27 protein-coding genes are annotated in these 26,195 nt (G+C 62.9%); 18 read left to right on the top strand and 9 right to left on the bottom strand.

Annotated features, from left to right (window positions below):
• The first annotated feature begins 725 nt into the window (after nt 1–725).
• Nucleotides 726–1,508, top strand: a complete 783-nt coding sequence (locus DBV08_RS07805; protein WP_124567052.1) for a DUF1906 domain-containing protein — start codon at nt 726–728, stop codon at nt 1,506–1,508.
• On the opposite strand, the gene DBV08_RS07800 is transcribed toward DBV08_RS07805, so the two are convergent.
• Both DBV08_RS07800 and DBV08_RS07795 read right to left on the bottom strand, forming a co-directional pair.
• Nucleotides 1,495–1,995 carry a nuclear transport factor 2 family protein gene (locus DBV08_RS07800; RefSeq protein WP_124567051.1) on the bottom strand — a complete coding sequence of 167 codons (501 nt, stop codon included), beginning with the start codon at nt 1,993–1,995 and terminating at the stop codon, nt 1,495–1,497. The genes DBV08_RS07805 and DBV08_RS07800 overlap by 14 nt on opposite strands.
• A gap of 236 nt (nt 1,996–2,231) precedes the next feature.
• A complete protein-coding gene (locus tag DBV08_RS07795) occupies nt 2,232–3,662 on the bottom strand; it encodes an MFS transporter (RefSeq protein WP_095972223.1) in 1,431 nt (476 codons plus the stop codon).
• Nucleotides 3,663–3,741: 79 nt separating this feature from the next.
• Here DBV08_RS07795 and DBV08_RS07790 point away from each other — a divergent pair, with 79 nt between their 5' ends.
• Nucleotides 3,742–4,206: a MarR family winged helix-turn-helix transcriptional regulator gene (locus DBV08_RS07790; protein WP_185564514.1), complete on the top strand. Its 465-nt coding sequence runs from the start codon at nt 3,742–3,744 to the stop codon at nt 4,204–4,206.
• On the opposite strand, the gene DBV08_RS32790 is transcribed toward DBV08_RS07790, so the two are convergent.
• From DBV08_RS32790 to DBV08_RS07775, 3 genes are all read right to left on the bottom strand, one after another.
• Complete coding sequence (locus tag DBV08_RS32790; protein WP_234036817.1) at nt 4,197–4,598, bottom strand: hypothetical protein; 402 nt, start codon at nt 4,596–4,598, stop codon at nt 4,197–4,199. The two genes, DBV08_RS07790 and DBV08_RS32790, sit on opposite strands and share 10 nt — an antisense overlap.
• Before the next feature lie 78 nt (nt 4,599–4,676).
• Entirely contained in the window at nt 4,677–5,420 is a 744-nt protein-coding gene (locus DBV08_RS07780; protein ID WP_095972224.1) for a hypothetical protein, read from the bottom strand.
• 271 nt (nt 5,421–5,691) lie between these two features.
• Nucleotides 5,692–5,994: a 4a-hydroxytetrahydrobiopterin dehydratase gene (locus tag DBV08_RS07775; RefSeq protein ID WP_029255826.1), complete on the bottom strand. Its 303-nt coding sequence runs from the start codon at nt 5,992–5,994 to the stop codon at nt 5,692–5,694.
• Nucleotides 5,995–6,010: 16 nt separating this feature from the next.
• Between DBV08_RS07775 and DBV08_RS07770 the strand changes: the two genes are divergently transcribed.
• A complete protein-coding gene (locus DBV08_RS07770; RefSeq protein ID WP_124567050.1) occupies nt 6,011–6,436 on the top strand; it encodes a (deoxy)nucleoside triphosphate pyrophosphohydrolase in 426 nt (141 codons plus the stop codon).
• On the opposite strand, the gene DBV08_RS32255 is transcribed toward DBV08_RS07770, so the two are convergent.
• Nucleotides 6,414–6,590 (bottom strand): hypothetical protein, encoded by a 177-nt coding sequence (locus tag DBV08_RS32255; RefSeq protein ID WP_019744526.1) that lies wholly within the window; start codon nt 6,588–6,590, stop codon nt 6,414–6,416. The two genes, DBV08_RS07770 and DBV08_RS32255, sit on opposite strands and share 23 nt — an antisense overlap.
• A 324-nt stretch (nt 6,591–6,914) precedes the next feature.
• Here DBV08_RS32255 and typA point away from each other — a divergent pair, with 324 nt between their 5' ends.
• The 6 genes from typA (at nt 6,915) to DBV08_RS07745 (ending at nt 13,311) form a co-directional block, all read left to right on the top strand.
• Nucleotides 6,915–8,822 (top strand): translational GTPase TypA, encoded by a 1,908-nt coding sequence (gene typA / locus DBV08_RS07765; protein WP_019744525.1) that lies wholly within the window; start codon nt 6,915–6,917, stop codon nt 8,820–8,822.
• A 151-nt stretch (nt 8,823–8,973) separates the two neighbouring features.
• The gene (locus DBV08_RS07760; RefSeq protein WP_124567049.1) at nt 8,974–10,758 is read left to right on the top strand and encodes an ABC transporter family substrate-binding protein; all 1,785 of its coding nucleotides are present in this window, start codon (nt 8,974–8,976) and stop codon (nt 10,756–10,758) included.
• Nucleotides 10,755–11,639 (top strand): N-acetyl-1-D-myo-inositol-2-amino-2-deoxy-alpha-D-glucopyranoside deacetylase, encoded by an 885-nt coding sequence (gene mshB, locus DBV08_RS07755; RefSeq protein ID WP_124567048.1) that lies wholly within the window; start codon nt 10,755–10,757, stop codon nt 11,637–11,639. The genes DBV08_RS07760 and mshB overlap by 4 nt, the downstream gene beginning before the upstream one ends.
• Nucleotides 11,640–11,746: 107 nt before the next feature.
• Nucleotides 11,747–11,905 (top strand): hypothetical protein, encoded by a 159-nt coding sequence (locus DBV08_RS32250; RefSeq protein ID WP_019744522.1) that lies wholly within the window; start codon nt 11,747–11,749, stop codon nt 11,903–11,905.
• Between the two features lie 92 nt (nt 11,906–11,997).
• Nucleotides 11,998–12,414: a hypothetical protein gene (locus tag DBV08_RS07750; protein ID WP_019744521.1), complete on the top strand. Its 417-nt coding sequence runs from the start codon at nt 11,998–12,000 to the stop codon at nt 12,412–12,414.
• 51 nt (nt 12,415–12,465) lie between these two features.
• The gene (locus DBV08_RS07745) at nt 12,466–13,311 is read left to right on the top strand and encodes a uroporphyrinogen-III synthase (protein ID WP_124567047.1); all 846 of its coding nucleotides are present in this window, start codon (nt 12,466–12,468) and stop codon (nt 13,309–13,311) included.
• On the opposite strand, the gene DBV08_RS07740 is transcribed toward DBV08_RS07745, so the two are convergent.
• On the bottom strand, nt 13,271–14,842 hold the full coding sequence (locus tag DBV08_RS07740; RefSeq protein WP_124567046.1) for a PH domain-containing protein: 1,572 nt from the start codon (nt 14,840–14,842) through the stop codon (nt 13,271–13,273). The genes DBV08_RS07745 and DBV08_RS07740 overlap by 41 nt on opposite strands.
• Entirely contained in the window at nt 14,839–15,342 is a 504-nt protein-coding gene (locus DBV08_RS07735; RefSeq protein WP_095972233.1) for a PH domain-containing protein, read from the bottom strand. Before DBV08_RS07735 ends, DBV08_RS07740 begins: the two co-directional genes overlap by 4 nt.
• An 82-nt stretch (nt 15,343–15,424) precedes the next feature.
• Between DBV08_RS07735 and DBV08_RS07730 the strand changes: the two genes are divergently transcribed.
• From DBV08_RS07730 to DBV08_RS07695, 8 genes are all read left to right on the top strand, one after another.
• A complete protein-coding gene (locus DBV08_RS07730) occupies nt 15,425–15,613 on the top strand; it encodes a hypothetical protein (RefSeq protein ID WP_124567045.1) in 189 nt (62 codons plus the stop codon).
• A gap of 118 nt (nt 15,614–15,731) precedes the next feature.
• Complete coding sequence (locus tag DBV08_RS07725; RefSeq protein WP_124567140.1) at nt 15,732–18,290, top strand: bifunctional FO biosynthesis protein CofGH; 2,559 nt, start codon at nt 15,732–15,734, stop codon at nt 18,288–18,290.
• Entirely contained in the window at nt 18,290–19,048 is a 759-nt protein-coding gene (locus DBV08_RS07720; protein WP_124567044.1) for a hypothetical protein, read from the top strand. The genes DBV08_RS07725 and DBV08_RS07720 overlap by 1 nt, the downstream gene beginning before the upstream one ends.
• 146 nt (nt 19,049–19,194) lie before the next feature.
• Nucleotides 19,195–19,518: a ferredoxin gene (gene fdxA, locus DBV08_RS07715; protein ID WP_003945248.1), complete on the top strand. Its 324-nt coding sequence runs from the start codon at nt 19,195–19,197 to the stop codon at nt 19,516–19,518.
• A 5-nt stretch (nt 19,519–19,523) separates the two neighbouring features.
• A complete protein-coding gene (gene dapC / locus DBV08_RS07710) occupies nt 19,524–20,627 on the top strand; it encodes a succinyldiaminopimelate transaminase (protein WP_095972237.1) in 1,104 nt (367 codons plus the stop codon).
• Between the two features lie 64 nt (nt 20,628–20,691).
• The gene (locus DBV08_RS07705) at nt 20,692–21,372 is read left to right on the top strand and encodes a rhomboid family intramembrane serine protease (protein ID WP_095972238.1); all 681 of its coding nucleotides are present in this window, start codon (nt 20,692–20,694) and stop codon (nt 21,370–21,372) included.
• Nucleotides 21,373–21,384: 12 nt separating this feature from the next.
• Nucleotides 21,385–22,797 (top strand): acyl-CoA synthetase, encoded by a 1,413-nt coding sequence (locus DBV08_RS07700; protein WP_095972254.1) that lies wholly within the window; start codon nt 21,385–21,387, stop codon nt 22,795–22,797.
• A gap of 213 nt (nt 22,798–23,010) precedes the next feature.
• Nucleotides 23,011–24,612 carry a substrate-binding and VWA domain-containing protein gene (locus DBV08_RS07695; protein WP_095972239.1) on the top strand — a complete coding sequence of 534 codons (1,602 nt, stop codon included), beginning with the start codon at nt 23,011–23,013 and terminating at the stop codon, nt 24,610–24,612.
• A 15-nt stretch (nt 24,613–24,627) separates the two neighbouring features.
• On the opposite strand, the gene DBV08_RS07690 is transcribed toward DBV08_RS07695, so the two are convergent.
• Complete coding sequence (locus DBV08_RS07690; RefSeq protein ID WP_260395356.1) at nt 24,628–25,848, bottom strand: HNH endonuclease signature motif containing protein; 1,221 nt, start codon at nt 25,846–25,848, stop codon at nt 24,628–24,630.
• Nucleotides 25,849–26,059: 211 nt separating this feature from the next.
• On the opposite strand from DBV08_RS07690, the gene DBV08_RS07685 reads away from it, so the two are divergent.
• Nucleotides 26,060–26,195, top strand: a 136-nt coding sequence (locus DBV08_RS07685; protein WP_124567042.1) for an ATP-binding cassette domain-containing protein, incomplete at its 3' end; no start/stop codon positions are given.

Raw genomic sequence — 26,195 nt, 5'->3', positions numbered from 1 at the left:
CGAACTGTGGCTGAATGTTTGCGCCCGCACTAAGCTCGCGTGGCCACATTGGCGGGAGGGATTTGGCCAAGCTGCTGGTACGCGCTCTAGCGGGAGCAACACCCACCCTGTTAAGTAAGGCTTGCCAATCTTGTGGTCAGCCTACAGGTTTGATGCTGTGGGGTAGCTGCTATCGGGAACGATGTTCGGAATGCGTCAACAAATCGTCCGTAGGTGACAGTTTGATCACTGCTGGTGGGTGTCACCTGTGTGTATGTACGTGTCCTGAAGGGGTCGAAATGTAACGTCCCGGACACATTTGGTGTCGCGGAAGTAACGGAAGACCTCTACTCTTATCGCCAGCAGCCACTCACGTGGCGGCAATCCTCTGGACCGTATCTTCGACAGGAGCACATCGCATGAGCAGCGCAGAATTCTCGGATGCCTTCACCTTCCTCAACGACTTCTTCAGCAACGCGTCTGATCTCTTCAGCGCTCTGAGCTTCTTCACCTCGCTCAGCTGATAGCTTCCGGCCGCTAGGCCGACTCAGTGGCCCCCGAAGGCGATGTCTTCGGGGGCCACTGCTGTCTGTCTGACTATCTGTCTAGCGTCCAATTTGGTGACAATGTGAGCATTGTTGGCCAAGTGCATGGCGGGGTTGATGTGACTGTGGTGGAATGCGAGCGAAAGAAGATAGCTTGCCTGCCCGCCACTTCCAGCGGGACACGCCGATGATCGGAGCTTTGTGCACGTCTCGCGAAGAAACCTCTTCAAGTACGCAGCGGCTGGATCGGCCGCTGCCGGACTCGCTGCGTTGAGCGGTACGACGTCGGTGGCCAATGCCGGTTCACTCGGGACCCTGCTCGATTACGCCGCCGGTGTGCCGTCCGCTCAGGCGATCAAAGCCGCCGGATATGCGGGCGCCATTCGATACGTTTCGGACAGGCGCCCGGGCGCCGATTGGATGGTCGGCAAGCCCGTACTGGCGCGGGAAACCGACGCGTTGACGGCGGCCGGACTCCAAGTCGTGTCCTGCTATCAATTCGGCAAGGGCGGAACGGCGGACTGGCGCGGGGCTCGAGAGGCCGGCAAGCGTCACGCTTCCCGGGGCCTCGAACTCCACGCTGCTGCCGGTGGGCCCTCTGGTCGGCCGATCTATGCGTCGATCGACGACAACCCCACCAGCACCGAGATCACGACGCTGATCGCGCCGTACCTCGAGGGGTGGGCCTCGGTTGTCGGCAACGGAGCGCTCGGTGTCTACGGAAATACTCGCGTGATCGACGCGATGATCAGTGCCGGCGTCGGAACCTGGTTCTGGCAGCACAACTGGGGTTCGCCCGCCGGGTATGTGCATCCGAGGGCAAACCTGCACCAGTTCGAAATCGACAAGCGCAAGGTCGACGGCGTTGGCGTCGACCTGAATTCGATCCTCACTCGCGACTACGGCCAGTGGTCGTTGGCCGGATCGGTCGGTCCGGCCCAGCCCGTCGGATCCTCGTTGCCGATGGGTTCTATCGCACCATAGCGCCGAATTTGGCGAGCCAGGACTTGGCGTCATCGGGGAGGGTGCCCGCCGCTTCGGCGGCGAGGCACCATGCTTTTGCCATCGACAGGAAGTTCATCGGGTTGTAGGCGTCTTCTTCGCGAGACCACAGTCCGTTGCCGGCGTAGTGCAGGATCGTGATGTTGGCGGCTCCGTGCTTGGATCCGTCACCCGGATCCTCCATCGGGTTGTCGATCTCGCACACGATCCATCCGCGCTCCTCGTCGACGACGAACCAGTTGGCCGGAAACTCGGTCATCCGGCGTCCCGGGAACTCCGTCATCGTGCGAGTGACCCACTTGCGTACCGCCTCTCGGCCGTTGAGGGTGCCGAAAGCGTGTTCCACGTAGACGACGTCCTCGGTGAACATGTCCGCGAAGGCGTTCCAGTCGCCGGAGCGTGTGCACTCGACAACGGTGTTCTGATATCCCGCGAAGGCGTCTTCGAGTTCGGTGCGTGTCCAGCTCATGAAAGCTCCTCGGGTAGGCGTCGTCGCCTCAGATTAGAACACGTTGCAGAATTGATTGTCTGCGATTCGACGCAGAAGAGTTCTGCGGTACCGTCGTTGACGGGTCGGGACCCATTATGTGAGAGGGCAACACGTGGAATTCATCATCGACTTCATCTACACACTTCTGTCGAAGTTGCAGACGGGCAGCATCGAAGGCTCTTCGGAGAAGTGAGTCCTCTGCCGGGTTGGTTCCCTTACGTGGCTTTCTGTTTGGGAATCAACCCGGCGAACACCATCGTCACAACGGCGGCGGCGATGGAAATCAGGAACGTCGCACGAAACGCCTCGAACGAGGGGATTACTGCGGTGCCGACGGTGATGGTCATACCGGCCAGAACGACGCTCACGATCGCGGCAGACGTCGACGTGCCGATTGATCGCATCAGTGAATTCAGGCCGTTCGCGGCTGCAGATTCCGTGATGGGTACCGCGCCCATGATCAGGGCGGGCATGGCCGAGTACGAGAGCCCGACGCCCGCGCCGATGAACATTCCGGCCACGGCGACCTGCCAGACGCTCGACACCGTGAAATATGCGAAGGCATAACCCAATCCGATGACGAGGGCGCCGAGCATCAACGTGATTCGTGGGCCACGCCACGCCGAAATTCGGGCGGAGACGGGCGAGAGCGCCATCATGACGAGTCCGCCGGGGGCCAATGCGAGTCCCGCTGCAACCATGGACAATCCGAGTCCGTAGCCGGTGGACGTCGGTGCCATCAGAAGTTGGGGGAGTGTCAAGGAATTGCCGTACATGGCAAAACCGACGGCGATGGACGCGAAGTTGGTGAAGAGAACCTGAGGCCGGGCCGATACGCGGAGGTCCACCAGTGGTGCGTTGCGTCGAAGTTCCCACCATCCCCAGACGAGGAAACTGAGAGCGGAAACTGCCAGGAGGCCCAGGGTTTTCGTGTCGCCCCATCCCCAAGTCCCACCTTTGGTGATGGGGAGCAGCAGGGTGATCAGGCCGACGGTGAGACCGAGCGCACCGACGAAGTCGAAACGGCCCGGACGTCGTACCGTTGATTCGGGGATGACGAACGCAACCAGTGCGATGCAGATCAAGCCGAATGCCGCCGAAGTGACGAACAGGAAGTGCCAGTTGGCATTCTGAGCGATCACTGCGGCGATCGGCAGTCCGATCGCGCCGCCGACGCCGAGGGTGGCACTCATGACGGCCATGGCGCCGGCCACCTTCTTCGGTGGAAGCACGTCGCGAATAATTGCGATTCCCAACGGAATTGCCCCGACAGATGCACCTTGAAGTGCGCGACCGATGACGAGCACGATCAGAGAAGGTGCGATCGCGCAGATCGCCGAGCCCAGGACGACCATCCCGAGACTGACGAGCAGCATTCGTTTCTTGCCGAACATGTCACCGAGGCGTCCGCTGATAGGTGTGATCACCGCGGCGGCGAGGAGTGTTGCGGTGACCGCCCACGAGGTGTCGGCGGGAGTGGAGTTCAGGAGGTGCGGCAACTGCGGAATGATCGGGACGACCAGCGTCTGCATCAAGGCGACGACGATGCCGCACAGCCCGAGGACGGTAAGCACGGGACCCGAGGGTGCGTACTTCGTGACCGGGGGTTTCTCGTCGACGCTCGACGAATCTGCGTGAACGGACATTTGGCTCCCGCCATGGAGGTTCTACTTCGGTGCGTTCGCCCCAGTGTGCACGCTACACATCGTGTGTATTCTGCACAATATGAGTGTGGATCGGGAACCCGAACTGGTGGATATCGAGTACGAGTTGACCCTGCTCTCGCGCTATCACGCGCTCGCTCAACGGGCCGAACTTCATCTGGACCGGTCTGCCTATCTACTGCTCGGTCGACTGGAGTTGCAACATCCCATGAGCCTCAAAGAGCTCTCCTGCGCTTTCTCACTCGACATCTCGACCATCAACCGGCAGATCGGCGCGCTGAGGCGTCAGGGTCTGGTGGAGCGAGTGGAGGATCCGGACGGTGGGCTGGCGCGGAAGGTTCGGCCGACAGCACAGGGGCTGTCGAAACTTCATGCCGATCGCGAACACTCGACGGCAGGCGTCGAGAAGGTCCTGCGCGAGTGGAGGCCGGAGCAGCGCCAGGCCCTCGGTGATCTGTTGCGACAATTCAATCGCTCGGTGGAGAACTTGGAGGGTCGCGACTGGCCGCGGCCGGATCAGGTCTGAGAGTGCGAAACCGACCGCAGTGAGGGGTTCGGGTCGCTCGAATCCGATTCCGGCGCAATGACAACAAGTTTCGGATGTTCTTCGGGGGCTGCATGATTTCCACGCCAGGACAGCAACGACCAGCGTGAGAGACCGGACAGCGCCGACCCGAGACTGGCGAAAGACCCCGAACTCAGCACCGATGCCGTAGATCCGATGCTTCCGATGGAAAGAAAAGAGCCGACGCTACCGATCGAGAGAATCGAGTACGCCGATCCGATCGAGAGAATGGACCCTTCGGATCGGATGGACAGTATCGATCGCGTCGACTTGTGCGACCGTATCGACTGGTCGTCTGGGCGTGATTTCCGCTCTCGACGGCCATGCGTGATGTCCACTCGTAGATGTCCCATCTATCGGGTCTATCACGGTGATCGGAGATGCAAAAGGGACCCGCCGAAATTCGGCGGGTCCCTGTCACGAGACTTCGATCAAGCTACCGCGAACATGCCCACGGTCGGAAGGAAGCTGCAGGTGATGCGATCTGCGCCTTCCGGCTGGGTGGTCAGCGAGCCGCTGATCACCGAGAGGACGCGTCCGGGGCCGGTGTCGGCGATGGCCGACAGAGTGGCGGGGCCGTCCGGGTTGATGCGCGCGGCGTTGGTCAGGTTCTGGGTGGCGCTGCGCTGGTTGTCGATGTTGACCCAGGTGACGGTCATCGGCACCGGCTGGTCGTCGACCGCGGGAGCAGTTCCGAGAGCGGTGAAGACGAAGCCGGCCTGACCGGCGGCGGGGCCGGGAGGAGGCAGGTGAGCCGGGCCCGGAACAGCAAGCGCGGTTCCGACCGAATCGGCGGTGGCCGAGATGCAACCCTTGCCGAGCGTCGGGTACAGGAACTGCGCGATGACGGGAGCGTTCTCGTTCGGGATTTCCGGTCCGCCGCCACCACTGCCGTCGAGGAAGGTGATGACCTTCTCGAGGGTGGCCTTGATCTCGGGCGGAATGCCGGGGGAGTTCAGGATCGCGCGAGCCTGGTCGAGCAAGGCTTGCTGCGGGCCGCCGGCGACGTCAGCCGGACCGGCAGCAGCGCCGATGATGGCGGGCGCAAACGATGCGAGGAACTCGATCGGCACACTTTCGGGTGCGGGCGGTGCTGCCGGATCGGCCATTGCCTGTGCCGGCAATGCCAGTCCTGCTACTGCGGCAATAGCGACGGCGGTGAACGCCTTTCGCATACCTCGGGTTCGAAGCACTGTTTCCCCATCCTTAGTCATACCGCGCGGGCGCCTAGGCGAGCTCCGCGTTTGACGGCTCGAGGGGTCACTCTATGTACAGAGCCCCCGGGTTGTACAGCTGTTCAGTTGCTGAGCAGCTACGCACCGGGGGGAGTCTATGGCATGACCGGCCTCGATCGTGATTTACGGCGACCATACCTGTGACTGAAGTGATCTATGTGAAAGTTGATGCAACTGTTACGTCGGATTGCGAGGTTTGTTCACTCGGAGATCAGTCGAAACGGACCGAATCGTCGACGAGTACGTCAATTCGACGGGCAAGGTCGAAGTCCAGTTCCGTGAGACCGCCCGCCGAGTGTGTCGAAAGCGTGTACGTGACCTTTCGCCAGCGAACGTCGATGTCGGGATGATGATCTGCGGCCTCGGCGACTGCCGCGATGCGTTGAAGAAGCGCGATCGCATCCGGGAAAGTCGCGGAATCGACGGTACGAGTGATCGAGCCTGGCGACAGCTGCCAGGCCGGCAGTTCGTCGAGAGCGCTTTGGATCGCGGAGTCGGACAACAAAGTGGCCATACTCCATCATGGTGCGATGAGTGATGTGCCTGCAAGGGATCGCGAAGTTGTCGCCGGTGCGATCTTCCGTGGGGGAAGGCTGCTCCTCGCGCAGCGGACGGGTCCGCCGGCGTTGGCCGGTCGCTGGGAACTGCCGGGCGGGAAGGTCGAGGAGTTCGAAACGCCGCAGGCTGCGTTGGCCCGCGAGTTGCGCGAGGAGCTTGCGGTAGAGGTTCGATGCGGAACAAGAATCGGCGTCGATGTGCAACTGTCGGCCGGGTTGGTCCTGCGGGCGTACCGGGCGGAGTTGGTGTCCGGCGAGCCGGTCGCGCTCGACCACGCCCAGTTGGCATGGGTCGATGCCGAAGAACTCTTGTCGATGGATCTGGTCGACAACGATCGAGCCTGGATCCCCGAACTGCTCGAGGAGTTGAGGGCGCTTACGCCGCGCGGGCCTTCTTGAGACCGGCTTTCAGTTCCTTCTTGGATGCGCCCTCGTTCTCGAGCTTCTTCATCCGCATGATGACGACGGGGCACTTGATGCACCGTGTCTTCTTCCGGCAGCACTTCTTTTTCGGCTTGAGCTTCGAGACCTTGCTTGCCTTGATTTTTCCCATGTGACGCTGCGGCTTTCCTGTTTCACTACGGCGGAGAGCCCGCTCTTGGAACGAGGTTAGCGTACCCTTAAACACCCTGTTTCTCCAGGTCGTAATCCTACTCGCTTCAGCGTGGTGCAGATCACTATTGGCTGGTGGGGGCGGTGATAGAGGCCGCACAATGCAGGAGTATCCGCTCGGAGCGAGTAGTATTTACTAGGCCGCGGTGCCTATTCAGGCGATTCGTGCCCTGATTCGGATCACACACTCGTGCAGCGGCCACCAGAAGAGCCGTGCGACTTGACTTTCGCGTGGCCGAATCAACTCAGCCAGGAGAGCCATCGCGTGACCACCACCAGCTTCCGTAACGTTGCCATCGTCGCACACGTCGACCACGGCAAGACCACCCTCGTCGACGCCATGCTTCGTCAGTCCGGCGCGTTCGAGGAGCGCGCCGAGCTGGTCGATCGCGTCATGGACTCCGGCGACCTCGAACGCGAGAAGGGCATCACGATCCTCGCGAAGAACACCTCGGTGCACAAGCGCAACGAGGATGGTTCGGTCACCGTCATCAACGTCATCGACACCCCGGGCCACGCCGATTTCGGTGGCGAGGTCGAGCGCGGTCTGTCCATGGTCGACGGCGTCGTCCTGCTCGTCGATGCGTCCGAGGGCCCGCTTCCGCAGACGCGTTTCGTGCTGCGTAAGGCACTTGCTGCCTCACTGCCCGTCATCTTGGTTGTCAACAAGACCGATCGTCCCGATGCTCGCATCGAAGAGGTTGTCTCCGAGGCTCAGGACTTGCTCCTGGACCTCGCGTCCGATCTTTCCGACGAGGCCGCCGAAGCTGCCGAGCTTGCGCTCGGGCTGCCGGTTCTCTACGCCTCCGGCCGCGAGGGCAAGGCTTCGACGGTGCAGCCCGAGAACGGTCAGGCTCCCGACGCCGAGGACCTCACCGCTCTGTTCCAGGTTCTGATGGAGTACGTCCCGGCCCCCAAGGGCACGGTTGACGCGCCGCTTCAGGCTCACGTCACCAACCTCGACGCGTCGGCATTCCTCGGTCGCCTCGCGCTGGTTCGCATCCACAACGGCGAGCTGCGCAAGGGCCAGACCGTGTCCTGGTGCCGCGAGGTCGACGGCGAGCCCGTCATCACCAAGACCAAGATCACCGAACTGCTCACCACCATCGGTGTCGAGCGTGTTCCCGCCGAGGTTGCGCTTGCCGGCGATATCTGCGCTGTTGCGGGTTTCCCGGACATCATGATCGGCGACACGCTCGCCGACCTCGACAACCCGGTTGCGCTGCCTCGCATCACTGTCGATCAGCCGGCTATCTCGGTCACGATCGGTACCAACACCTCACCGCTGGTCGGCCGCGTCAAGGGTCACAAGCTCACCTCGCGCATGGTCAAGGCTCGCCTGGACCAGGAGCTGGTCGGTAACGTCTCGCTCAAGGTCCTCGACATCGGACGTCCCGATGCCTGGGAGGTCCAGGGTCGTGGAGAGCTCGCGCTCGCCATCCTCGTCGAGCAGATGCGTCGCGAAGGCTTCGAACTGACCGTCGGAAAGCCGCAGGTGGTCACTCAGACTGTCGACGGTAAGATCCACGAGCCTTTCGAAGAGCTGACCATCGACAGCCCCGAGGAGTACCTCGGTGCCATCACTCAGCTTCTGGCCAACCGCAAGGGCAAGATGGTTCAGATGTCGAACCACGGTCAGGGCTGGGTTCGTATGGAGTTCATCGTTCCTTCGCGTGGTCTTATCGGCTTCCGTACGGAATTCCTCACGGATACCCGCGGAACCGGCATCGCCAACGCCGTCTTCGACGGGTACGGCCCCTGGGCCGGCGAGATTCGTGCTCGCCACACCGGTTCTCTCGTGTCGGACCGTTCCGGCACAGTGACGCCGTTCGCCATGATCCAGCTGGCTGACCGCGGAACCTTCTTCGTCGAGCCCGGCGCAGACACCTACGAGGGCCACGTCGTCGGTATCAACCCCCGTCAGGAAGACCTCGACATCAACGTCACCCGCGAGAAGAAGCTGACCAACATGCGTCAGTCGTCCGCAGACGTGATGGAGACCCTCGCGAAGCCCATCAAGCTCGAGCTCGAAGCGGCCATGGAATTCTGCTCCGGCGACGAGTGCGTCGAGGTCACCCCCGAGGACGTCCGCGTCCGCAAGGTGCATCTCAATGCAACCGAGCGCGCTCGCGAGCGTTCGCGTAGCAAGTCTCGCGACAAGGCTGCTCTGTAGTCTTTCGTCGGTTACCACCTGACAGGCGGATGTGCCTTTCAGCCGAGTTTTCGGCGGAAAGGTACATTCGCCTTCATGGTTTCCGGGCGAAAGTTCTGCCCGGAAATCGAGTGTGAAGGGGCGACGCGGCCCCGTACGGAAGGAATTGTCTGTGGCCTCAGGACGTCGCTACCTGGCGTTGGCAGTGGCAGTGACGGCGTTGTCGCTGACTGCGTGTACGGCCGATCCGCCGCCTCCGGTCGAGAGCACCGAAACCGTCAAGCCCACACCGACTCCGGTTGTTCCGGCGATGAAGCAGGTCACTGTGGCGATCGACGAGGTAGGAGGCGGATTCAACCCGCACCTGCTCGCGGATCAGTCGCCGGTCAACTCCGCAGTCGGCAACCTCGTGTTGCCCAGTGCGTTTCGCCCGATCAATTCGCCGACGCAGCCTGGTGCGACGGAGTGGGCGATCGACGATTCTTTTCTCGTTTCGGCTGAAGTGACGTCAGAGGCTCCGTTCACTATTCGCTACCAACTGCGCAACGAAGCCCAATGGTCGGACGGCGCTCCCATTGCGGCAGAGGACTTTCGCTATCTCTGGCAGCAGATGATCTCGGTTCCCGGTGTGGTCAACCCCGCCGGCTATCAGATGATCGACGACGTGAACTCGTCCGGCGGTGGCAAGACGGTCAACGTCGTGATGCGTGCGCCGTATCCGGCGTGGCGAGAGTTGTTCACCGATATTCTTCCATCCCACCTGATCAAGGACACTCCCGGCGGTTTCAGCACCGGTTTGAGTGAGGGGATTCCGGTGTCTGGAGCCCACTTTCACGTGCGCTCGGTCGACCGTGGTCGAGACGAAATCGTGCTGGAACGCAACGACCGATTCTGGGGCAAGCCTTCAGATCCGGATCAGATAGTTCTGCGACGCGGAGGAACGGCTTCGCAGTTGGCGGATGCACTGCGTACCGACGATGCTCAAGTGGCGCAGGTTCATTCGGGTAGTGCCACGGATATTCAGCTTTCTGCAATCCCGGGTGTCAGTACTGCATTCTCCTACGTTCCGCGCACTCTCGACATCAACGTCAATGGGCGCAGTAAGAACTTCGCGGACGTTCGGGTGCGTAAAGGTGTTCTGGGACTGCTCGATCCGGACCTGCTCGCCGTAGTGGCGGCCGGGAGTGAATCGGCGTCGGCCCCGGTGAAAGCTCAGATCCTCGCTCCGTCGGATCCGGGATATGCGCCAACCGCGCCGCCGAAACCGACCAGAGAGCAGGCGCTGGGTGAGCTGACCGCAGCCGGCTACTTGACAGCGCCGCCCACCGGAATCGTCACTGGCACTGGAACGGTCGGATCGATCGTCCGGGACGGCGCTCAGTTGACCCTGCTGATCGGCGCTCCCGAAAACGACGACATCGCGATCGCCGTGGCAAACACCGCTGCCGACGAATTGCGTGACGTGGGGATCCTGGCGACCGTCGAATCGGTGCCGCCGGAGGAGCTCTACGGCGAGGATCTGACCACAGGACGCGTCGACATGATCGTCGGTTGGAGCCGAGCAGGCGCTGACACCGCAACTTCGCTGGCCTCCCGGTTCAGTTGCCCGACAGCACCTTCCGCTCCTGCGACAGGTTCGGCGGTGTCCACACCCACGCCGTCGCAGTCTCCGGAGCCTGTCCGAACGACAAGCGTCGAGGCTCCGAGCAACCTGTCCGGGCTGTGTGATCCGGCGTTGCAAGGTCGGATCGACGAAGCGCTCAGTGGCATCGGGGATCTCGGGTCGTTGATCGCCGATGCGGAACCCAAGCTGTGGGATCTGGCGGCGGTTTTGCCGATCGTGCAGAGCCGAGCGCTGGTTGCAGTCGGGACCGGAGTCGAGGGCGTGGTCCTCGACGGACCGGTGCAGGTGGGGATATTCGGAAACGCTACGGACTGGGTGAGGGTGGCAAAGTGACCGCGTCGGCGAAGCGACTTCTGTTGGTGCACGCACATCCGGACGACGAAACGATCACCACCGGTGGCACCATCGCGCGTTACGCGTCCGAAGGCGCCGACGTCACGGTCCTCACCTGCACGTTGGGGGAGGAAGGCGAAGTGATCGGTGACGCGTGGGCGGGGCTCGTGGCTGCCGAGGCCGATCAACTCGGGGGCTACCGGATCGCCGAATTGAGCGCTGCTTTGTCGGCTTTGGGCAGTGCCGCTCCTCGCTTCCTCGCCGGTGCCGGTCGTTATCGCGATTCCGGAATGATCGGCACACCTTCGGCCGCCAATCCCCGTGCTTTTGTCAATGCTCGACTCGACGAGGCAGTCGGCGCGGTGGTCGCCGTCATTCGTGAGATTCGGCCGCACGTCGTGATCACGTACGACCCCAACGGAGGCTACGGGCACCCGGATCACATCCAGGCACACGCGATCACGACAGCGGCCGTGGAAGCTGCAGCAACGACCGCATATCCCGAGGTCGGCGAGCCGTGGTCGACTCCGAAGTTCTACTGGACCGTGACCGAGCGCAGCGGACTCGAACGCGGCATCGCTGCGATTTCCGAGTTCCCGGAGAACTGGCGTCTGCCCGAGCCCGGTGAATTGCCGAGCGTCGAGGACTCAGACGTGACGACGGCAATCGATGTTCGAGGCGTCATCGATGCGAAGGCGAGGGCATTGAGCGCCCACGCCACTCAGGTGACGGTAGCCCCGAGTGGAGCCGAGTTCGCATTGTCGAACAACGTGGTCCAACCGATCCTGACGGTCGAGCATTTCGTATTGGCCGCCGGCACGCTCGGTCCGGTGGGTGAGGACGGTCGCGAGCGCGATCTGTTCGGCGGGCTGCACAGCTGACCTGGGCGTGGGCTCACAGGCATTGCGATCGACGCCGTAGTGGTGTGTGATGCGTGTCACCGGATGGGTGGTCCTTTCGGTAACAGCAAAGCCTGGGGGCTGAAGAAATGTACAACTGGGACCTGCAGAACCAGATCGTCGCCTTCGTCGATTCGTTGCGTCCGATGGCCGGTTACTACCACGACATGTATTACGGATCGCTCTACGCATTTGCAGATCAGCAAAGTCATCTGCTGACGCTGCTCGGGTTCCCGCCGGTTCCCTGATCGACTTCGTGCTTTTCGGGCGCGAGCCGGGGTGCTTGTCGGGAGGGACCCCGCGCTCGCGCGTTGGCCGTCGATAGACCACTATCAAAACCATGATCACGGCCGAGAACAACACAGACGCTTCGACAGAAACGTCGCTGTCGTGGCTCGACCCCATCATCCTCGGTGTCCTGATTTTCGACGGGTTCTTGTGCGCGGTGTTGTCAGTCCTGTTCTTGCCGACTCATCTCGGTACGACCGCATTTCCGATCAGCATTCTCGTGGCAGCGACCGCGAACCTCGTATTGGTGATCGCCGCCCGCACGGTTACGACGCCGGGTATGGCCGCATTGCCGCTCGCCGGTTGGATCGTCGGGTTCTTGGTGTGCATGGTCGGCGGTCCGGGCGGCGACGTGCTGGTGCTCTCGTCCCCTCTGACGTTCTTACTGCTGGTCGGCGCAATCGCTCCGGCCGCGGTTTTCCTCTTCAAAGTAGCGATCAACAGGCTTGCCACCCTCAGTTCGCAATAGTTCTCGGCGCGCGCGTAGGAAAGTGACCCATCCATAAGGGACACTCAGCCTGTGGCTGAACATGACTTGGCGGGCGCGACTATCGCCTTGACCGCCGAACGGCGTGTCGAAGAATTTGCGACGCTCCTCGAACGTCGAGGCGCGGAGATCGTGCGTACACCGGTGATCCATGTGCTGCCGTTGGTGGACGATCGAGACCTGCGAACGCAGACGTCCGCTTTGATTGCCGAGCCACCGGAATTGGTCGTGATCAGCACCGGAATCGGCTTTCGGGGTTGGCTCGATGCCGTCGCGTCGTGGGGTTTGACCGACGAGTTCCTCGGAGCTCTCGCCCGCACGCGCATCATTGCCCGCGGCCCGAAGGCGACGGGCGCCATCCGGGGCGCCGGATTGCGTGAGGAATGGTCGCCTTCGGGCGAGTCGTCCGAGGAAGTTCTGGCACACCTCGGAAGCGAGGGAGTGGCCGGTTTACGCGTCGCGGTTCAGTTGCACGGCACCATCACCGAATGGGAGCCGCTGACGGACCTGAGCGCCTCCCTCGCCGACATCGGCGCGGTTGTCACTCCGGTGTCGGTCTATCGTTGGATCCGGCCGCCGGATCAGTCGCCGGTCCGCGCGTTGGTTGCTGCAGTTCGTTCCGGTGCAATCGACGCGCTGACCTTCACCAGTGCCCCCGCGGTCTCCTCGATGCTCAGCACGGCAAAAGAAATGGGCGAGCTGGAGCGGTTCGTCGCAGCGATGCGCGGACCGGTACCGACCTACTGCGTCGGACCGGTGACCGCCGCTCCGCTGGAACTCCTCGGTGTTCCGACTATCCAGCCGGAGCGATCGCGTCTCGGTTCGCTGGCGAGGCTCATCATCGACGACCTGCCCAGACGTCGCCACCGCCCGGAGTGACGGCTTCGATCAAGGCCCACGCGTTCTCGGCGGGGAGATCGATCACCTCGTAGCTTCCTGTGCCGGCCGGCGTCGCAGCGACCACGGTTGCCACACCTGCGCGCCGCTGGAAGAACGTCTCGCGCACTGTCCATCCGATGACACCTTCGGATTCGAGACTGTGACGCTGTCGGTCGAGCGAGCCGCTTCGGGTGATCAACCACCCCGGCAGAACAGCGTGGCCGAGGCCGTTGTATCGGTCGTAGGCGAGCGCAGCGCCGCCGATCGCGAGCACAGCGACCCCGAACCACGCGTAGATCGGCACGTGCACGCCGGATGCCGCGCACACCACGCAGACCAGGAACGCCACTGTCGCGAGAAACAGTGCCCGGGTGTAGCGGCGACGGCGCGCGGCCGGGCCGTGCGGGATCAGCGGGGTGGAAGCCTGGCGCGAATCACCGATCACGGTGGCCATCACTCGCTCGGCCTCCCGGCGTGGTCCCTGCGGCAGCAGCAGTGAAGATTCCTTCTTCTCGGCGCTCACCCCGGTCATGATGGCGTCGAGGCGCGCGCCGCGGGCCAGCCGCAGCAGGAGCGGTTCCTTGAGCGTCGTGCCGCGTAGGCGGGCGCGGTCGAGTGTGGTCTGCCGAGTCTTCAACAGGCCGTGACTGACATGCAGGATGCGTCCGTTGTCGGTGAGTTTCATGTTGCCGAACGCGATCAGGTATTGGACGCAGGCGAGTGCACTCGACAGCACGAGCAGCACGACGAGCGCGATGACGACCATCAGCGCGATGCCGAGGCTCTCGAGGGAGTCGAAGCTGTCGCTTACCGCCGACGATTTCGCGACGGCAGTGCCGATGCCGTATTGAAACGAGATGCCGATTATCGCTGCGATGATGGCGATCCCGGTGAACGAAAAGGGTGCGTAGCGAACCCAACTGGGCTCCCAGTGTCCGATCTCGGTGTCGACCGGTTCGGTGACGTTCGAGGCCGGAGCGCCCGGGGTTTGCAGCCCTCGTGCCTGTTGCGCGCCGGCCAACAGTGCGGCGCGCAGGTCCGGAACCAGGGCGGTCGACAGGGCGTTGAGCTCGAACTTGTTCGAATCGTGGCCGCTCCCAGCGCGTTGGCCGGTCCCGATGCGCACGATCGACAGTCCGAGCAGTCGGTGCATGACCCCGGCTTCGACGTCGACGGATCGGATGCGGCTGCGCGGGACGGAGAGCAGCTTCTTCTGGAAGACCCCGGTGCGCAGCTGTACGTGAACGGGCCCGATTCGGTACGTGGTGGTGAAGTACCGCAACAGACCGAAGACGACGAGCAGAGTGACGACGCCGAGTCCCCACCAGTGATTCCCGGATTGGCTGCCGAGAACAACGGAGACGAGCAGGACCGGGAGCAGCTTGACCACTTCGTTGACGGGGTGAACCAGAAGCATGCGTCGGTCGAGGCGGAGCCAGGGCTGCTCCTCCTCGGCTGCCTCGGCAGCTGCCGTTTCCGCCTCGGCGGGAATGTCGATCGCGGTCGGGTCGCCCAACGGTTTCTCGTTCACGTCGCGTCTCCCACGTTGGTGCCCGCGATCTCCGTCAGTTGAGCGACCGTGCGATCGGCGATTTCCTGGTCGAGCGCGGAGATCTTCACGGCCCCGGCCGACGACGCCGTCGTGACCGTCACGGTTGCCAGACCCAACATCCGGTCGATCGGTCCGCGCTCGGTGTCCACTGTCTGCACGCGCGAGATCGGTGCGATGCGTCGTTCCTGGGTGAACCAGCCGGTGCGTGTGTACACCGCGGTGTCACTGATCTCCCATCGGTGGACGCGATACCGCCACGCCGGAACCATCAGAATGTAGGTGGCAGCGAAGAGAACGGTGACTGCGAATACGGTGCCGACCACCCAGGACGGGATTCCGGGTATCAAGACGGCACAGACGATTTCGGCGATGATGACGGGTACCCAGAACAGTGAGGCAGTGATTGCCCACAGCCTCGGGGCTTTGGTGCTGGGTCGCCATAGTGGGTCGGCCATGGTCAGCGGTTGCGGCGCAGTCATGGGCACTACTTTGGTCGAGTGAGGGACGATCTGTCGACATCGGCCCTATCGTGGAGTGTGGCGACCGCGAAGGGAGTACGTGATGACCGAACAAGATGCGACATTCGACCCGGAGGCTCCGGAATCAGATGCGCTCGAACAATCGACACCCGTAGATCCGAACGCCCCCGAAGAACCCGATCTGACCGACATCCCACTCGACGCACCAGTGGCTGACGTGGTGGATCAACGAGTCGAGGTAGCGGTCGACGACGACTATCCGCCCTCATGATCGAGGCGGTATCGAGCCCGTGAGGCCTCCTACTTCTGGCACCGGGTGGCACTAGTCGTCTCACATGGCGCATGATCGCTAGGTGAACCGAACTGGTGATGACTCCGGCAAACCCACCATGCTTCCGATGCCAGGCATTTCCGCGTCCGCCTCGTCCAGTCCGTCGCCCGGCCCGTCAGCGTCGGCGATGCGGCGAGTTCTCCGTCGTGCACGCGACGGAGCGACCCTGAACGTCGACGAGGCGGCAACGCTGCTGCAGGCACGGGGAACCGATCTGACCGATCTGTGTTCCTCGGCGGCCAAGGTTCGCGATGCCGGTCTGCTGGCAGCGGGTCGGCCGAACACCGTGACGTATTCGCGGAAAGTGTTCATTCCGCTGACCCGTCTGTGCCAGGACAAGTGCCACTACTGCACCTTCGTCACGGTGCCTGGGAAGCTGCGTGCCGCCGGGCACGGCATGTTCCTTGAGCCTGACGAGGTTTTGGACATTGCCCGGGCAGGTGCCGAATTGGGCTGCAAGGAAGCGTTGTTCACGCTGGGGGATCGCCCCGAGGCTCGCTGGCCGGAAGCCAAGCAATGGCTGGACGAACGCGGCTACGACTCCACCCTCGACTACGTGCGGGCGATGTCGATTCGGGTGCTCGAGGAGACCGGACTTCTTCCGCACTTGAATCCCGGTGTGATGAGCTGGCAAGAGCTCTCGCGACTCAAGCCTGTTGCGCCGTCGATGGGCATGATGCTCGAGACGACCGCTACTCGGCTGTTCACCGACAAAGGCGAATGCCACTACGGCAGCCCGGACAAGGACCCGGCGGTTCGGCTGCGCACTCTGACCGACGCAGGCCGCCTGAACATCCCGTTCACCACGGGAATTCTTGTGGGCATCGGGGAGAACTTCCTCGAGCGTGCCGAATCGATCATGGCGATACGCAAGTCGCAGAAGGCGTTCGGCCACATCCAGGAAGTGATCATTCAGAACTTCCTGGCCAAGCCTGATACCGCGATGCGCAACACCCCTGATGCAGGACTCGACGAGTTTCTCGCGGCCATCGCCGTCGCACGCCTGTTGCTCGGGCCGACGATGCGGATTCAGAGTCCGCCGAATCTCGTCTCGAACAGCGAGTGCCTCGCGCTGCTCGGCGCCGGTGTGGACGACTGGGGCGGGGTATCGCCGTTGACCCCCGATCACGTCAACCCGGAGCGCCCGTGGCCGAATCTCGAGACCTTGGCCGAGATCAGCGCCGAAGGCGGCTTCACGCTGACCGAACGCACTGCGGCTCAGCCGGCATATGTCCTGGCCGGGGCTCCGTGGATCGATCCGCGCATTGCGGGTCACGTGCAGGCACTGGCGGATCCCAAGACCGGCCTCGCCTTGCCCGACACCAAGCCGGTGGGTCGACCGTGGCAGGAGCCGGACGAGTCGTGGGAATCGAGCGGACGCATCGATCTCAATACCGAGATCGACACGGACGGGCGCAACACCGAGACCCGCAGTGACCTGGGCAGTGCGTTCGGCGACTGGGAGACCGTGCGCGAACAGGTACTCGAGTTGAGTGCTCCGATTCGCGTCGACACCGATCTGTTGGCTGCATTGCGCAGTGCCGAACGCGACCCGGCCGGATGTTCCGACGACGAATACCTGGCCCTTGCCACGGCGGAGGGCCCGGGCCTGGAAGCTGTTGTGGCGCTGGCTGATGCGCTACGCAAGGATGCTGTCGGTGAGGACGTCACCTACGTGGTGAACCGGAACATCAACTTCACCAACATCTGCTACACGGGCTGCCGGTTCTGTGCGTTCGCGCAGCGCAAGGGTGACGCCGACGCCTTCACCCTGTCGGCGGACCAGGTCGCCGACCGTGCTTGGGAAGCGCACGTCGCCGGCGCGACCGAGGTCTGCATGCAGGGCGGTATCGATCCGGAACTTCCCGTCACCGGTTACGCCGACCTTGTTCGCGCAGTCAAGAAGCGCGTGCCGTCGATGCACGTCCATGCGTTCTCGCCCATGGAGATCGTCAACGGTGCTTCCCGCAGCGGTGAAAGCATCAGGGACTGGCTCACCGCCCTGCGTGAGGCGGGCCTCGACACCATTCCCGGTACGGCAGCGGAGATCCTCGACGACGAGGTGCGCTGGATCCTCACCAAGGGCAAACTGCCCACGGCGGAGTGGATCGAAGTGGTCACCACGGCACACGAGGTGGGACTGCGGTCGAGTTCGACGATGATGTACGGACACGTCGATCAGCCGCATCACTGGGTCGGGCACCTGAACGTCCTCCGTGGAATCCAGGATCGCACAGGCGGATTCACGGAGTTCGTGCTGCTGCCGTTCGTTCACCAGAGCGCGCCGCTGTACCTGGCGGGCGCTTCACGGCCAGGGCCGACCAACCGGGACAACCGCGCCGCGCACGCACTGGCACGCATCATGCTGCACGGTCGTATCCCCAACATCCAGACCAGCTGGGTCAAGCTCGGTATCACCGGAACGCAGATGATGCTCAACGGCGGAGCCAACGACCTCGGCGGAACGCTGATGGAGGAGACGATCTCGAGGATGGCCGGCTCCGAACACGGGTCCGAGAAGACCGTCGCAGAGCTGCGCGCCATCGCCGAGGGAATCGGACGTCCGGCACGCGAACGAACCACCACACACGCACGACGCGAAGGAGCGATCGCCTGATGGCTGACGTACTGGGGGACCGCAAGGTCGTCGAGGTTCTCGATCGGGCGGTCTGGGGCATCAACCCCGTTCTGGACCTCGCCTACAGCGATCCGCTCGGAATCAAGCGTCGGACCTTCGAGCCGACCGATCCCGAGCGAAATGCTGCCGCGATGGTGTTGGACGCAGCCGCTTGGGTCCTCGATGTCGTCAAGTTCCCCGGGACGGCGGCGTGGTCGGTGATGACCGACGAGCAGCGTTCGAAGTGGTGGACGACCCGGTTGGGCGCACTCAACACCGTTGCCGTCGCGTTCCCCGGCATCTTCGGCGTCCTCCTCAATCGGCTCCCGATCCAGGACCTGCTGGCATTCGCGAATCAGGCCGTTGTGCTCGTTGCGGTTGCCCGTGAACACGGAGTGACGGAACGGGATCAGCAGGTGGACCTCCTGGCGTCGGTGTTGTGCCGGCGTGAGACGAAGTCCCGAGAGCTTCTCACCGGAGAGGACTTCGCCGAGAAATCAGCCGGCGGCGCCGACGAGACCTGGCGCCCGTTCGCGCTCATCGGCACGTTGTGGCGCACGTCCAAGACTTTTCGTGCCATCACGGACGAGCTGCACAAGCGTCCGTCGCGGACAAAGCCGTACGAGGTTTTCGGCAAGATTCCGGTGATCGGCGTCGTGGCGGATTACCTCGGTGAACGCGGCGCACTGGTTCGCGCTGCGGCCGCGGGGGAGAAGTGGATCGCGATTCGGTCGAGGAACATCACCACAGTAGGCTGAAATGTGTTACCCCCGCCTGCTCAGAGTCGGTCGGCAGGGGGATAATAGGCTGTTCCCGCGGTACGTGAGAGTCGTATCGGATTTTCGGCCCCTTGCAACTGCGTGTTGCGGCGGCGATGCACGACAGGAAGGCAGGGAGATCGGCAGTGACCTACACGATTGCTGAACCGTGTGTAGATGTGATGGACAAGGCGTGCATCGAAGAATGCCCTGTCGACTGCATCTACGAGGGTGGACGCATGCTTTACATCCACCCCGACGAGTGTGTCGATTGCGGCGCGTGTGAGCCTGTCTGTCCCGTCGAAGCCATCTTCTACGAAGACGACGTCCCGGACCAGTGGAACGCTTACATCAGCACCAACGTCGATTTCTTCGACGATCTCGGTTCGCCGGGTGGAGCAGCCAAGCTCGGCAAGGTCGACTACGACACGCCGTTCATCAAGGCGCTGCCTCCCATGGGTGAGGAATAGAGATCTTGTCTCGTACTCCGGTGGCCGCTGGGCTTCCTGATTTTCCGTGGGATTCGCTCGCCGACGTCACGGCGAAGGCACACTCTCATCCCGACGGCATCGTGAACCTGTCCGTGGGTACGCCGGTTGATCCGGTGGATCCGGTAATCCAGGAGGCTTTGGCATCTGTTGCCGAGGTGCCGGGATATCCGACTACTCATGGCACGCTCGCACTGCGCGAGGCCGTGGCGGAGTCACTGGATCGCCGCTACAACATTCCCGACGTCGATCCGGCAGCGGTGCTGCCGGCCATCGGCACCAAGGAAATGATCGCGTGGCTGCCGAAATTGCTCGGTCTCGGCGCCGACGATCTGGTGGTCATTCCGGAGTTGGCATACCCGACGTACGAGGTCGCGGCGAAACTCGCAGGCGCGCGCGTTCTGCGCGCCGACGGCTTGAACAAGCTCGGTCCCGAGTCGGCGGCGATGATCTTCGTGAACTCGCCGTCCAACCCGACCGGAAAGGTGCTCGGGCTCGAGCACTTGCAGAAGGTCGTGGCCTGGGCACGCGAGCGCGGCGCCATCGTCGTCTCCGACGAGTGCTACCTCGGGTTGACGTGGGAAGCCGATGCACTCTCCATTCTCGATCCTCGGGTCAACGACGGCGATCTGACCGGTTTGCTTGCGGTCCATTCACTTTCGAAGACGTCGAACCTCGCGAGCTATCGCGCCGGGTTCGTCACCGGTGATCCGGCTCTGGTGTCGGAACTGCTCGAGGTGCGCAAGCACGCGGGCATGATCCTGCCTTTGCCGATCCAAGCCGCGATGACCGCAGCCTTGGGCGACGACCAACACGAGAACGTCCAGCGCGAGCGGTACCGCGAGCGTCGCAGCGTGTTGATCGAAGCTGTCCGAGGTGCCGGATTCACCGTCGACAATTCCGAGGCCGGCCTGTACCTCTGGGCAACCCGCGGCGAGGAATGCCGAGCGACGGTCAGTTGGTTCGCCGATCGCGGGATCCTCGTTGCGCCCGGTGAGTTCTACGGACCGAGCGGGAGCAAGCACGTTCGGATCGCTCTCACCGCAACAGACGAACGAATCGCCGCGGCAGCAAAGCGCCTCTCCGCCTGAACCGTGTGTTTTCGCGGGTGTCAGGTTCCCTGATGTCGGTAGCAGTCCGATGTAAGGTCGCGCTGTGACCACCTCAGGGACCGGCGGCTTGGACGCGGTACTGATTGTCGCCGTCGTTGTTGCCTCGATCGCGCTGATGCTCGCGTGGCTGAAGGATCGTCGAATATTCGGAGACCTACCTCTTTCGGCCGTTGTGCTTTGGCTCGTGGTGGCAGTGCCGTCAATTTTGCAGGCGCTGATGCCGGGACTGTTGGACATGTTTCGCCGTGATCCCACGTTGATCCGCGACGGTCAGTGGTGGCGGATTCTGACGTCGGTGTTCGTCCAGGACGGCGGCCTTGCCGGGACGGTTGCCAACCTTCTCACGTTGGCAGTGGTGGCGCCGCCTGCTTTTCGGCTCTGGGGCGCCGCACGCGGTTGGGCACTCTTCCTGCTCGGTCAATTGCTGTTCGGTTTGCTCACCACCGCAGTCTTCCCGTCGACCGGCGCCGGTAACTCCGGTGCGACACTGGCTCTGGCAGCGGCGGCGGCGGGGATCGGCGTTCTGGTGCGCCCGCGAATGCCCGAGATTTTTCTGACTGCCGTGATTGTCGTCGGCGGTGCAACTCTGGTGACGGTCGACGACGCGCACGGATTCGCAGTTCTTTCCGGAGCTCTACTGGGGGCGGCGCTGGTGACGCTGTTCCCTCCTCACTCGATGGACGCGCGTCGGGCAGGAGAAAGTTTGCGACCGTCTGCGCTGTGAGATGCTGTCGTGGTGCTGCTGAGATCACTGAACCCCCTTGCTGTTGCCCGCGGTGACGACCTCGACGACGCCGTGACGATCGGTGACACGGTGCTCTCGCGGAGTGCCATTCTCGGTGCCGCGACCTCGGTCGCGGAACGAGTGGCGCAGGCCGACCGGGTTGCCGTATTGGCAACTCCCACAGCAAAAACGATCCTCGCCGTCGTCGGTGCATTGATTGCCGGCGTCACCGTTGTGCCGGTACCGCCGGACTCGGGCAGGGCTGAGCGGGAGCACATTCTGCGTGACTCCGGAGCTCAGGCGTGGCTCGGTGAAACGGACGAGCACTGCGACACTCTGCCGGTAGTCCCCGTCCGGTTGCATGCGCGCTCATGGCACAGCTATCCCGAACCGGCTCCTCAGTCCACAGCGTTCGTCCTGTACACCTCGGGAACCACCGGCCCACCGAAGGGTGTTCTGCTCAGTCGCTCGGCCATCGCAGCCGGGATCGACGCGCTCGCCGAGGCCTGGGACTGGACGTGGCGAGACACTCTCGTGCACGGGCTTCCGCTCTTCCACGTGCACGGGCTGATCCTCGGAATCCTCGGTCCGCTCCGGATCGGCAGCCGGGTGATCCATACCGTCAAGCCGACGCCGGAAAACTACGCACGAGCCAAAGGCTCCCTCTACTTCGGTGTCCCCACCGTCTGGTCGCGTATCGCCGAAGACGAAGAGGCGGCCCGTGCGTTGTCCGGCGCTCGGCTGCTGGTCTCCGGCAGTGCGCCGCTTCCCGTCCCAGTCTTCGAAAAGTTGCGTGAGCGAACAGGATTGACCCCAATTGAGCGTTACGGCATGAGCGAGACGATGCTGACGCTGAGTACTCGATTCGACGGCGAGCGACGCCCGGGTTGGGTCGGAGTGCCATTGCGCGGTGTCGAGACTCGTCTTCGTGACGAAAAAGGCAACGATGTTCCACACGACGGCGAGAGCATCGGCGGCCTGCAGGTACGTGGGCCGATGCTTTTCGACGGTTACTTGAACCGTCCAGACGCAACCGCCGAGTCCTGGACGGAGGACGGCTACTTCAAGACCGGTGATGTCGCCGTCATCGACGAGGGTGGGTTCCACCGAATCGTCGGCCGCGAATCCATCGACTTGATCAAAACCGGCGGATTCAGAGTCGGCGCCGGCGAGATTGAGACTGCCATCCTCGGGCACCCCTCGGTGTCCGAAGTTGCGGTGATCGGTGTCCCCGACGCCGATCTGGGGCAGCGGATCATCGCCGTCGTCGTCCGCAAGCCAGGCAGTCCCGAGGTCACCGAAGCCGAATTGGTCGAGTTGGTCGGGGCAGAGTTGTCGGCGCACAAGCGTCCCCGCGAAGTTCGTTTTGCCGAGACGCTGCCGCGTAACGCGATGGGTAAGGTCCAGAAGCGCGACCTGTGGTGAGCGGAGCCGATTGCTGAAAAGTCGCTCCGGCGCTCGAGTCTTGGTGAGTTCGGCCCGCCTGTCCCGGAATGTGGGCCCGCCGGTTCGCCGATGATTCAGCGCTAGTTGGAAATTCTGTGTTCTTGGCTACACTACCGCCCGGTAGGGATAGCTCCAGTCGCACGCATGCCGTCGGTATGCCTGAGTGCGAGTGGCCTCGGAAGGGCAGATTTCATGGCGGGCGGACGGCATTCGAGTCCTGACAGCGGGCGGTCGATCGGGTTCTACGCAGTGGGTGGGTTGGTTGCCGTCGCGGTAGTCGCCACCGGGGTGGTGGTCTTCAAGGCAACACAGTCCGATTCCTGCGAGAGCGTCGACGAGTACTCGCTGGCAGCAGATCCTGCGATCGCGCCTGCAGTCACGGAGATCCTCGCAGAAGCGTCGCCCGAGCAGACGGGTTGTTCGCGGATCACGGTCACCTCTGCGCTGCCCGGCGACGTCGCGGGAACTTTGGGCAAGGGTGTGGACGCGCCGGACATGTGGATTCCGGATTCGACAGCGTGGGTCGGCAAAGCGTCATTGACGGCCAAGGGACCGGTCGCTGCGGCCGGCGGTTCGATCGCGACCTCACCTGTCGTTCTCGCCTCCGGCGGTGGCGAGCAGTTTGCCAGTTGGCTCACAGCGCTACAGGTTCCTGACCTCGCGCTGGGCAATCCATTGTTCACCGGGGTTGCATCGGCGCCCATTCTCGGAGCTCTCGCGGAGACCGGGGCCACCTCCGAATCGGTTCGAGCGGCACTCGTACCCCATGCTCAAGCCGAAAGTGTTCGTACCGAAGATCAGCCGGTAGGACAGAAGATGCTCACCGAATTGGTCAGCTCAGGCAAGGTTGGTGTTTCGACCGAGCAGCAGGTGGTCGAGTTCACGAAGGCAGAGTCGAAGATTTCCGCGACAGTGCCGGCGACTGGAACCATGATCATGGACTACCCACTGGTGGTCAGTGCGTCGGCACCGGATCGGCACTACGCCGCAGCCAAGAAGAGTGACGCCATCGCCGAGCTGTTGCACAGTGAATCTGCCCAGGAAGTGCTGGCACGCAGTGGTTTCCGTACTTCCGGCGGTGGAGCCGTCGAAGGTGGGGTTGGTGACGTCACGGCATTGACTGTCTCCGAACAGTCGGTGGCCGATCAGACACTGGGTGCTTGGGCGTTGATGGCCAAGCCGATCCGAACACTCGTCGCGATCGACGTGTCTGCATCGATGGACTATCCGGCGGCAGGTGGCAAGACGCGCATGCAGTTGACCACTGCTGCTGCTCTCGCCGGCAATCAAGTCTTCCCGGACAGCGTCGCTGCCGGTCTGTGGGCCTTCTCCCAAGGTATGAACGGAACCCAGGACTTCCAGGAATTAGTGCCGATCAGGCGCTACGACACCATCGTCGACGGCGTGACTCAACGAAAGTTGATGGCTGATCAGGCGAACCGGCTCACCGAACTCAAGCGTGGTGCCACAGGTTTGTACGACACGACGCTGGCTGCCTTCCGGAAAGTCCAGGAATCGTACGATCCGCGAGCGGTCAACAGCGTCATCATCTTGACCGACGGTGCAAACGAAGATCCCGACAGCATCAGCCGTGAACAGCTGCTCGATGTTCTTGCACGCGAGCAGGATCCGGCGCGTCCGGTCATCATCGTCACCATCGGCATCACCGACGACGCCGACGCTGCAGCGCTCGCCGATATCTCCCGCGTGACGGGCGGGTCGACCTATATCGCACGCGACCCCTCGGAGATTTCCGAAGTCTTCGTGAACGCACTGGCTCACCGAGGATCATGAGCCCCACCGAAGAACTCAGGCCGCGTCGGGGCCGGTCCAGGGTGTCGGAAGTGGCGGAGCCTCAGACGAATATCGGTGCCCGGTAGGAGTCGTCGTGGTGAAGGTGTGCCGGTTACCCGGCACAGGTTCGGCAGACCAGTCCGAGCCCTGTTTCGCGTAATTGCATGCCGCGCACAACCCGGCACCGTTCGCTGCGCTGGTGAGGCCACCCCTCGAGTGGTCGCGAATGTGGTCACCGTGGCGAACCGGCGCGTCGCACCACGGAGTACGGCAGCTGCGATCCCGGAGTTCGATCAGTCGTGCTAACCCCTTCGGGAATGTTCTCGCCGTGGATTCCATTGCGGTCAATGCGCCGGTGTCGGGGCGTGCGTAGAGTTTTCGGACCGTTGCCATTGTTTCGGAGTCTTCGCTGCACTTGGCGATCCATTCGCGTGCAATATCGGCTGGTACAGGCCCGTACCCATGAACGTGCGCCGGGTCGGAATTGTCGCCCAACAATGACTGGTCGGAGACAACCAGATTCACGGTGACGGGTGTCGGTGTGGCGCGACCGATTCCGGTAACCCGCTCGACCAGGAGATCAGCCATGATTTGCGCTCGTGTGCGCTTGTCCCCGCCGGCAAGTACGGAATCTGCGTCGCGCCTGAGCGTGGCGTGCACGGCGATACCTTCGGCTGCGGGAAGCAGCACATTGAGCCAGCACATCGTGTCGGGTGCAGGCCGTGACGTTACTCGTCTGTCTCCCACAGCTTTGCGTGCTCGTCTGGCAACACTGTCGGAGTCAATTTCGGCAGTGCGTGCGCGGATTCTTTCTGTCAGTTGGTGGTTGCCCCATCCGTCCAAGATTGCAGCGTCGCAGCAGAACTCGCGATCCAATGTAGCGCGATCCTGGACTGTGAGACAGGCAGTTTCACGCATGAGAATTGTCGCTTGATGCTCACTGATGGAGCCACGGACGAGTAGTCGAAGTGTGTGCGGCATCTCGTCGCTCAGTGCGCGGGCCAAGCTCAGATGTTGAGTTCCGAACCATGCCGACTCTCGCCGTGCGAGGGCAATCTGCGCGTTGATTCCACGGCCCTGGTATGCGCGCGGAACTCCCCGTTCGCCGCGGTCCTTGCGGGTGAACGCGTCGAGATCGGCAGCCAGTAATGCCTGGGCCCCAGCACAACTGGCCTTCAACTCTTCCAACGCGCGCAGAAGATCAACGCGTGCTGCGTTGTCGATGGAACGATCCATGCTGACGAGTGACGCTCGGAATTGTCCGATTGTCTCTTCGGATATCGTCTGTTTGGATATCGCCTGTTCAGATACTTGCGTCGTCACTTTTACCCCCCGGTAGTGTCGAACATACATTCGATAATAGCCTCGACAATGAACGCCCGCAACACCTTTCTCTGTTGGTGACCGAAAGTTCCGACAGTTCGGTTTTCGTGGTTGACTGGTCGGCATGATTGAACTGAGGGGATTGACCAAGGTTTACGGACCGACGAAAGCGGTGGACGATTTGTCGTTCACGGTCAAGCCGGGCATCGTGACGGGCTTTCTGGGCCCCAACGGTGCGGGTAAGTCGACGACGATGCGGA

Source organism: Rhodococcus sp. KBW08, assembly GCF_003852455.1.
Classification (GTDB): domain Bacteria; phylum Actinomycetota; class Actinomycetes; order Mycobacteriales; family Mycobacteriaceae; genus Rhodococcus_F; species Rhodococcus_F baikonurensis.
This window is presented reverse-complemented; position numbering and strand designations above follow the sequence as displayed.